Here is a 9267-nt window from a genome sequence, read left to right on the forward strand (position 1 = left end):
CTGAACCGTGATCCGGTCCCGCAAGCGGTTCAACACGAGGGTCTGATGGGTTTCGGAAATCCCGAGTTCCCAGGGCAGCCCGGCATGCTTGACGCTGGTCAGCGGGGAAGCACCCGTTCCGCCGGAAGCACCGGAGATCAGGATATTGTCCGCATGACCTTTCGCCACGCCGGAAGCAATCGTACCGACGCCGACTTCCGAAACCAGCTTCACGCTGATACGGGCTTTCGGGTTGGTATTCTTCAGGTCGTAGATCAGCTGCGACAGGTCTTCGATCGAATAAATGTCATGGTGCGGTGGAGGACTGATGAGCCCGACACCCGGAGTCGAGTGACGTACCGAGGCGATGATCTTATTGACCTTATGCCCGGGCAGTTCGCCCCCTTCTCCCGGCTTGGCACCTTGCGAAATCTTGATCTGCAGCTCGTCGGCATTCGTCAGGTACCAGCTGGTTACACCAAACCGACCGGAGGCAATCTGCTTGATCGCGGAGCGTTTGGAATCGCCGTTCTCCATGGGCTTGAAGCGGGCAGAATCTTCGCCCCCTTCACCAGTATTGCTCTTACCACCCAGGCGGTTCATGGCAATCGCCAGTGCCTCGTGGGATTCGGCAGAGATCGAGCCGTAGCTCATCGCTCCCGTACAGAACCGCTTGACGATTTCCGTGACCGGTTCGACTTCTTCCAGCGGAATCGCATCCCGTTTTTTGAACTTCAACAGCCCCCGCAGATGACACTCGCGGGTCGTCTGCTCGTTGACGGCTTTCGCAAATCGCTTGTAAGCTTCTTTGTCACCCGTGGTGGCAGCTGCCTGGATGTTCGCGATATTCTCGGGAGACCAGGAATGCTTTTCTCCGTTGGCACGCCAGTGGTACACACCGGGGTTCGGCAGCACGGGCAGACGATGCTGTTCCCGCTGCGGATAACCGATGTTATGACGCATTTCACATTCTTTTGCGACCACGTCGAAACCAATGCCTTTGATCCGGCTTGCGGTGCCGGCAAAACAGGTATCAATAACTTCCTTGTTCAGACCAACGGCTTCGAAGATCTGGGCTCCCTTGTAACTCTGCAGAGTCGAGATCCCCATCTTGGCCATGACTTTCAGCATGCCTTTGCTGACACCTTTACGGTAGGCGGCAACGATCGATTCGCGGGTCCATTTGGCCGCATCCAGTTCCCCGACTTCCAGTGAATGCCAGAGTGCTTCGAACGCCATGTAAGGATTGATGGCATCGGCACCGTAACCGAACAGCAGGCAGTGATGATGTACTTCGCGGGCTTCGCCGGTTTCCAGGACAATGCCGATCTGTGTACGCTGTTCATTGCGAACCAGGTGATGGTGAATCGCACCGCAGGAAACCAGTGTCGGCAGACCGATCCGCGTGCGTCCTACCGCACGGTCAGAAAGCGTAATCAGACTGAAGCCATCAGCGATCGCCTGTGACGCTTCTTCCCGGATGCGATCCAGGGCAGCGCGGAAGCCGGCTTCCCCTTCTGACTTGGGATAGGTGACGTCAATGGTTTTATTCTTCCAGCCACGGTAGTCCATGGCTTTGATGGCTGCCATTTCCTCGTTGCTGATGATCGGTTCCGGAATCAACAGGCGATGACACTGATCTTCGGTGGAGTCCAGCAGGTTGCCTTCCGGGCCGATATAGCACTCCAGGGACATGATGACTTCTTCGCGGATCGAATCGATCGCCGGATTCGTCACCTGCGCAAACAACTGGTGGAAGTAATCGTAGAGCAGGCGCGACTGATCGCTCAGGCAGGCTAAAGCAGCGTCGTTGCCCATGGAGCCAATCGGGTCCTTCTTCGATTTGATCAGCGGGATCAGCATGAACTTCAGCGTTTCAAAGGTGAAGCCGAAAGCCTGCATGCGTGAAAGCAGTTCCTTAGACGGAACGTGTTCCAGTTCCCCTTCCAGGGGAAGATCGCTCAACAGAATCCGCTGATTCTGCAGCCATTCCTGGTAGGGTCGTTTGGTGGCGTATTTTTCCTTGATCTCCTCATCGGGGATCAGGCGGCCTTCTTCGAAGTCGACCAGGAACATTTTCCCGGGCTGCAGGCGACCTTTTTCCTTGACGATTTTAGGATCGACTTCCAGAACGCCCACTTCACTGGCCATGATCACCCGGTCATCGTGGGTCACATAATAGCGGCTGGGGCGCAGACCATTCCGGTCCAGAACTGCCCCGATGCATTGACCATCGGTAAAGGAAACGGAGGCAGGTCCGTCCCAGGGTTCCTGCAGAGCAGAGTGGTATTCGTAGAAGGCCCGTTTGGCAACGGAGATGGAATGGTGATTCTGCCAGGCTTCGGGAATCATCATCATCATGACTTCCGGCAGCGGACGGCCGGACATCAGCAGCAGTTCGAGGGCATTGTCAAAGTTCCCGGAATCGGAACAGTGAGGTTCGATGATCGGGAACAGCTTGTTCAAGTCCTCGCCGAACAGGTCACTGGACATCATTCCCTGCCGGGCATACATCCAGTTGGCATTTCCCCGCAGCGTGTTGATCTCGCCGTTATGAGCCATGAAACGACAGGGCTGGGCGCGGTCCCAACTGGGGAACGTGTTCGTGGAGAAACGGGAGTGAACCATCGCCAGGTGACTTGTGAAATCATCAGCCTGCAGGTCGGGATAGAAGGGCATGACCTGATCGGGGGTCAGCATCCCTTTATAGACGAGCACCTTGGTGGAGAGGGAGCAGAAGTAGAACATGAGCCCCTGGGGCAGATTGCTGCCTTCACGCAGCAGTCGGCTGGAGGCTTTCAGAATGATGTAGAGCTGGCGTTCCAGGTGATCCTGGTCGGCGACTTTGCCGTTGGAAGTCGAAATTATGACCTGCTCCATGTGAGGCAGAGCCCGCAGCGCGGAAGGTCCTATGTCGGCGACATCCGGACAGACCGGCAGGGGACGCCAGCCTTGTACGACCAGTCCCTGCTGATGGGCAATTTCCTCAACTGCCTTCTTGCAATGTTCCCGCTGGGAAACATCGGTGGGCAGGAAGACATTTCCCAGGCCATAATTGCCTTGCGCGGGCAGCGTCAGGTTCAGATCTTCCTTGACGACGCGCGCCAGGAAGTCGTGAGGCATGGAGATCAGAATCCCGGCACCATCGCCGGTATTTTCTTCGCAGCCACAGGCGCCCCGGTGAGTCATATGACGTAGCATTTCGTCGGCGTCCAGCACGATCTGGTGCGAACGTTCGCCTTTAATATGGGCGACAAACCCGACACCACAACTGTCATGCTCGAATTCCGGATCGTAGAGCCCGTGCGCTTCCGGAAGTTGCCCCACCTGAAAAATGGAGCTTCGTGCTTTGTTCTCGGAATCAGTTCCACGCCGAACGGTTCGACTTGTCATCTTACTTCACCATTCAAACTAATGTTTTACAAAATCAATGCCCACCAGGCATTCTGTTATTGCGAACAGTCGTCGCACTCTCATTACCATCGTGGCACCTCGCCCTGGAGAGACGAATGCCCCTTTGTTACCGGTCTGGTACCGGAAAGTTTTCTGTCAAAGATCAACCAACATTCAGATTCGAGCCATACTGAAGGGAGAGTCCTCTCCTGGCTTAAATCGGGTGGATCCATCCAAACAGGAAAAACGCAGACAATCAACCTGCTTATTCACGCGCTATCAAAGGACCGAACGAAAACGCATCCATGGCGGAAGACCGGGATCTTCCTGACGCCGTTACCTCGGTCGATTCTCTGCGAGCGCTGGAGAAATTCGCGGGGTCTTCATGCAAGACTTCTATGAATTTCGACACCATATCAGGCGTCGTTTTCTGCTTTCTCTGAATGATCCCGATCGGGCGGGACCACTCGACTTCTTCCAGACGCACCACTTTGAGCGACTGGTCATGAACTTCTCTGGCGACTGTCGGTAAAGGCAGTACAGAAATCCCTGCCCCGGCTTCGACAGCCCGTTTCATATTTTCGATGTTATCAAATTCATGAATCAACTGTACGTGGACACCGGCTTTTCTCAGCCAGCGATCGATCTTTTGTCGAACGACTAATTCAGATGTGAAAGCCACAAAAGGTTCATCTTCTATGGCATCGACCGGGCAGCTCTCGCGCTCGGCCAGTGGATGACCGGGATGCACGACCAGTACCATGGGCTGTTCCTGCCAGAGGATACTCGTCAGATCTTTCTCTTCTTTCGGGAAGGAAACCAGTCCCAGATCAGCCTGATTTTCGCAGATTCGCTGATAGACTTCATCCGGATGCAGATAATCCAATGTCACCATCACGTCCGGATACAACTGCTGGAAATGCTCGACATAATCGTGCATCTGCGCCAGGCCCACAGAATAAATGGCGGCTATCCGTACGCGGCTGCGTGTCTGACCGACGGCCCGGCGAACCTGCTCTTCGACCTGCTCGAATGACTTCAGCAACTGCTGGCAGCCATCAAAATAAATCGCACCGGCGGGAGTCAGTTCAAAGGGTCGCTTGGAGCGATCAATCAGCTGGGCCCCCAGTCGTTTCTCTAACGCATGCACTGCCTGACTGGCGGCAGACTGAGATACACGACGAACCTCAGCAGCCTTGGAGAAGCTGCCTTGCACGACGACATCACAGAATAGTTCAGCATTACGCAGATGCATGGAAGTGAAACCTGTCCTATTTATAAGGAATACTAATAATAGCCGGTCTGCAGTATTTAAATTTCGAATACGGCACAGTGTAGGTATCAAAGCGCCGGGAAGTCAAGCGCACGACTTTCCGAAAAAAATGGCAACGTCACTTAGGAAAATTGCATTCTTCACAAGGCATTGAAATAATAACACTTACGGCCCATCTTCTGAGCGATCGCCAAAAGCAAATTTAAGAACGGCTGGAATTGCCATCCCGTAATCGGGTCTCGCTACCCTGTATTGAACACTCCAAACTGAAATTCGTTTCATCCTGACACTTATATTTCACGTTGGTTCTATTCAATTTGCTTATAGTAGCGAGAAACGCAGGCGAAACGCGTATTTTGATCTATGTTTAGCTGTAGCTGCCCTGCAGAACAGAGGGAAGTCTGCTGGACCAGGCATCCTCTATGATAACTACTATTTTGATGTCTACGAAATTCAGGAATCTGAAACGACTAATGGGCCTGCATACCTACTCAACTCAATCGAGCAGAGATATGATCATATTTCTCGACTGTTAAGGAATGCAGCGACACATGTTTACACGTCCCTTTTTTCTCTCACTCAAAGGAATCCTTATGAAGAAACTGATCCCGCTGTTTGCCTTTGTATTTATAGTCGGCACACTCCCCCTGCTCTCCGGATGTGGTAAACCTGCAGATCCTGGCGCACAGGGTGCAGCTGAATCAGCCAAACCACTGGGACCGGATGAATCCATTCTGGCAATGCTCAATGGTGTCAATAATCAGCAGATGGAAGCTGTGTGGAATTTCCTGCCTGCCAGTTATCAACAGGATGTGAACGGCATTGCCCATGAGTTTGCCTCGAAAATGGACCCGGAAATGTACAACGGTACGTTTGAAACCGGACAGCGACTGGCGAAACTGCTGAAGGATAAAAAAGAATACATCCTCAAAAATCAGATGATTCAAGGATTGCCCGTGCCTCCGGAAAAGATGGACGAGTTCTGGGATCCGACGACGAACATCATTTCCGCCCTGGTGAACAGCGATCTGTCCAGCCTGGACAAACTGAAAAGCTTCGATGGTGGCAAATTCCTGTCAACGACCGGTAATCAGCTGGCAAAGAGTGTGATGGCCCTGTCCAGTCTCGTGCCCCAGAAGGAGGGTGAGCCCAGCTTTTCTGAGAAACTGAAGCAGACCAAAGTCACAGTCGTGAAGACAGAAGGTGACACCGCGACCATCAAAATTGAAGCGCCCGGTGAAGAGCCAAAAGAAGAAGAGATGGTCAAAGTCGAAGGAAAATGGATCCCCAAAAACCTGGCAGACAACTGGGACACCAAAATGGCGGATGTCCGTAAAAAACTGGCCGATCTGACACCCGAGCAAGTGACCGCTCAGAAAGAACAGACCCTGGCCGGAATCAAGCAGGTCAATGAGACACTGGCCAAGCTGGAAAATGCCAAATCCGAAGAAGAATTTAACAAAACCCTCTCACCCATCCTGGCGCCGGTCGCAATGCTGGCTCCCATGATGATGATGCAGCTGGGACAGCAGCCCATGATGGGCGGACCTGGCCCTGGTGGTCCGAGCCTGGGAGAAAACAAGCCTGCCGATCCCAATCAGATCGTGACCATCGTCATCGAAAAGAAGCTCAGCAACGCGGAGCAGGATCCGATTATTGAACAGATCCTGCTGTCAGTGGATGATTCCGAGCAGGTTAATATCGTGCCGATGGCGGAAGGGGAAACTACGATCTTCAAGATTTCCCCCGTGACTGATGTCGAGGCGTTCGCCAAAAAAATCAAGTTTGGTAAACCTGCCAAAGTCGACGCGAAAAAACGGTCGATCACAGTGGAACTCGAAAAATAACGGCGAAGTTTCTAGCTGAAAAACGAAAAAGGCCACTTCCCGTGAACAGGGGAAGTGGCCTTAAGTTTTGCTGGTTTGCGCAGCAATCAATTATCTTTCAGGGAGGATCAGGCAGCTTCAGACAGATCTTCATCGTCTTCGCCGCAGGCTTCCACTTCGGAATCCCACTCTTCATCGCCTTCCTCATATACGAGATAATAAATCTCGTTCATCGCTTCTTCCAGATAAGAGCGAATGTTTTCGCTGTCGGTTGATTCGATCAGTGCTTCCAGTCTGGCGACAATGCGGTCGACTTCTTCACTGGTGATCTCTTCATATTCTTCCTGGTTGTTTTCTTCTGACATCGTTACCTCCATGTCCTGAGATTGACTACATTAAGCAGGAAAAGCACGAAATTATTTATCGGTTTTCCGGGCTTAAAGCATTAGCACGGCCCTGTGCAAAAATTACCAGGCGAAAGGGGAGAACACCCCACTCTGAGTTTCGCCTGACGGATTGAATTTCAACTGACTCTGTCGGAAAAGAACGGTTACTTCTTCTTCTTTTTCGAATCTTTCTTTGCGGCGGTCTTCTTTTTGGCTTTCTTGTTTTTCTTCTCTTTTTTGACGGTTTTCTCACCAAAAATGCGGTCCCAGCCGTTAGAGAAATCTTCGGTTGAACCTGTATGGACCGTGTAACCCGTCACTTGATCTGCCTCCTCATCAAAAACATCGAAAATTAGAATTGATCACAGGTTAAATTATTTATGAAAGCAGTTTTTGTGGCAAGCCTGAAATCACCCGACTCCCCTGCAAATCCCTGTTTTCAGAGGAAATAACTACCCGGCGACCGGCGCCTGAAAAACGTTATGGACAGGAATTCGTCCCGAAAACGACCCTGTCCGGTGTCATCTTAAATTTGAGACGGCCTGAGAATCCCCAAGCCTACGACACCATGGCCGCCCGTCTACTGGAACAGGCGGCCCGAGAGCCTGGCTGCCTGTAAATGGGAACTTTTCGTTCACTGGAAGAAAAGGAAGCCCCCCTCTCCCATCTGCAGGATCACAACGTCCCAAAGCATAGAAACGGAACACTTAACATCATTCACAGCAGTAACTTGGGATGGCACCAGGATCACAGAACACTTCGATGGAAATCGCCCGGATCGAATCCGGCACTCAATTCAAATGGCCCTGACTGCCGCCCCTCACTCTGCCTGTTTCTGTTCCTGTTTAGGCTCGGCTTTCTTCTCTGCTGCTTTCTTTTCCGCCTGCAGTTTCTGCATTTCGTTCTTCGATTTTTTGGATTTTTCCAACTGGAAATAAGATTTGCTGATGGTCCGGGGAAATTCATTATTGGACAGTTGAGTATCCGCGGTCTCCCGGTGAGGATCCAGCTTGAGACTTTTCAGAGGTTTCTCGGTTAAGATCAGTTTGGAGACACTCTGGTTATTCAGCCGCCAGATTTCCGCAGGAATCCGCAGCATTTCAGAGCTATCATCCTCGAATGTCAGCTTGAGAATCACCGGCATCACCAGCCCGCCCAGATTTTTGAGATCGATCATGTAGAAATAATTCTGAGTTTCCAGCAGTTTTTTCTCATCCGCTTTCAACTCTTTGAGATGATCCTCAAACTTCTTTCGATCCGCGTCGGTGACATCCAGGTCATCAAACTCATTGTAGAAATCTTTGAGCTCCGGGAATTTATCAGTCCGTTTCGGCAGCTTCTGGTTGCGGATATCAGACAGCGACTCCGGTTCTTCATCCCGTTCTTTTTTGCGGCGGACTTTGTCTACATAGGGGTCCCCGGTCTCCAGTAGATACTGCCTGACATTCTCCACCGACAGATCGGTATGATCGGTCGTATAGAACCAGCCCCGCCAGAACCAGTCCAGATCAACGCCAGACGCATCTTCCATCGTGCGGAAAAAATCGGCAGGCGTCGGGCGTTTGAACATCCAGCGGCGCGAATATTCCTTGAACGCATAATCGAACAGTTCGCGGCCGAGTATGGTTTCCCGCAGCACATTCAGCGCCGTTGCCGGCTTGCCATAGGCGTTATTGCCAAACTGCAGAATCGATTCCGAATTGGTCATGATGGGAACCTGGTAGTTCCCTTTCATATAGTCCACGATATCGCGGGGCTCTCCCCGCCGCGACGGATAATCGGGCTCCCATTCCTGCTCCGTTAAAAACTGCAGAAACGTGGTCATCCCTTCATCCATCCAGGTCCACTGCCGCTCATCGCTGTTGACGATCATCGGAAAATAATTGTGACCGACTTCATGAATGATCACGGAAATCAGGCCATACTTGGTCCGCTTGGAATAAGTGCCGTCTTTTTCCGGACGGGGACCGTTGAAGCAGATCATCGGGTATTCCATGCCGCCCACCGGACCATTGACTGAAATCGCGACCGGATAGGGATACGGAAAGGTGTACTTCGAAAACACATCCAGCGTGTGGATGATGGCATGTGTCGAATACTTACTCCACAGGGGCTCCCCTTCATTCGGGTAAAACGACATTGCCATCACTGGTTTCTCGTTGCCTGCCACCTGATGGCCCTGGGCATCCCAGATGAATTTCCGCGAACTGGCAAACGCGAAGTCACGCACCTGATCCGCCTGGAAAACCCATGTTTTTTTTCCTGTGGATGGAGAGGCTTCGTTCTTCTTTGCTTCCTCGGGCGTCACAATAAACATCGGCTTATTCGCGTTCTTTGCCTGGTCAAGTCGCGTCCGCTGTTCGGGAGTGAGTACTTCTACCGGGTTCTGTAACAGTCCGGAAGCGGCCAC

The 9267-nt window shown here is 52.1% G+C and carries 6 protein-coding genes; 1 reads left to right on the forward strand and 5 read right to left on the reverse strand.

Features of this window, described 5'->3' with window-relative positions; genetic code table 11:
• Both gltB and AACZ40_RS26285 read right to left on the reverse strand, forming a co-directional pair.
• The coding region (gltB, locus tag AACZ40_RS26280) for a glutamate synthase large subunit (protein ID WP_339676531.1) at nt 1-3372 on the reverse strand (3372 nt) is incomplete at its 3' end.
• Between the two features lie 265 nt (nt 3373-3637).
• A complete protein-coding gene (locus tag AACZ40_RS26285; protein WP_291168386.1) occupies nt 3638-4627 on the reverse strand; it encodes a LysR family transcriptional regulator in 990 nt (329 codons plus the stop codon).
• A gap of 611 nt (nt 4628-5238) precedes the next feature.
• Between AACZ40_RS26285 and AACZ40_RS26290 the strand changes: the two genes are divergently transcribed.
• On the forward strand, nt 5239-6492 hold the full coding sequence (locus AACZ40_RS26290) for a hypothetical protein (protein WP_291168388.1): 1254 nt from the start codon (nt 5239-5241) through the stop codon (nt 6490-6492).
• A 107-nt stretch (nt 6493-6599) separates the two neighbouring features.
• On the opposite strand, the gene AACZ40_RS26295 is transcribed toward AACZ40_RS26290, so the two are convergent.
• From AACZ40_RS26295 to AACZ40_RS26305, 3 genes are all read right to left on the reverse strand, one after another.
• Nucleotides 6600-6836, reverse strand: a complete 237-nt coding sequence (locus AACZ40_RS26295) for a hypothetical protein (RefSeq protein ID WP_291168390.1) — start codon at nt 6834-6836, stop codon at nt 6600-6602.
• A 185-nt stretch (nt 6837-7021) separates the two neighbouring features.
• Entirely contained in the window at nt 7022-7177 is a 156-nt protein-coding gene (locus AACZ40_RS26300) for a hypothetical protein (RefSeq protein WP_291168392.1), read from the reverse strand.
• Nucleotides 7178-7677: 500 nt separating this feature from the next.
• Nucleotides 7678-9267, reverse strand: a 1590-nt coding sequence (locus AACZ40_RS26305) for a M1 family aminopeptidase (protein WP_339676537.1), incomplete at its 5' end; no start/stop codon positions are given.

The organism is uncultured Gimesia sp. (assembly GCF_963972345.1).
GTDB lineage: Bacteria > Planctomycetota > Planctomycetia > Planctomycetales > Planctomycetaceae > Gimesia.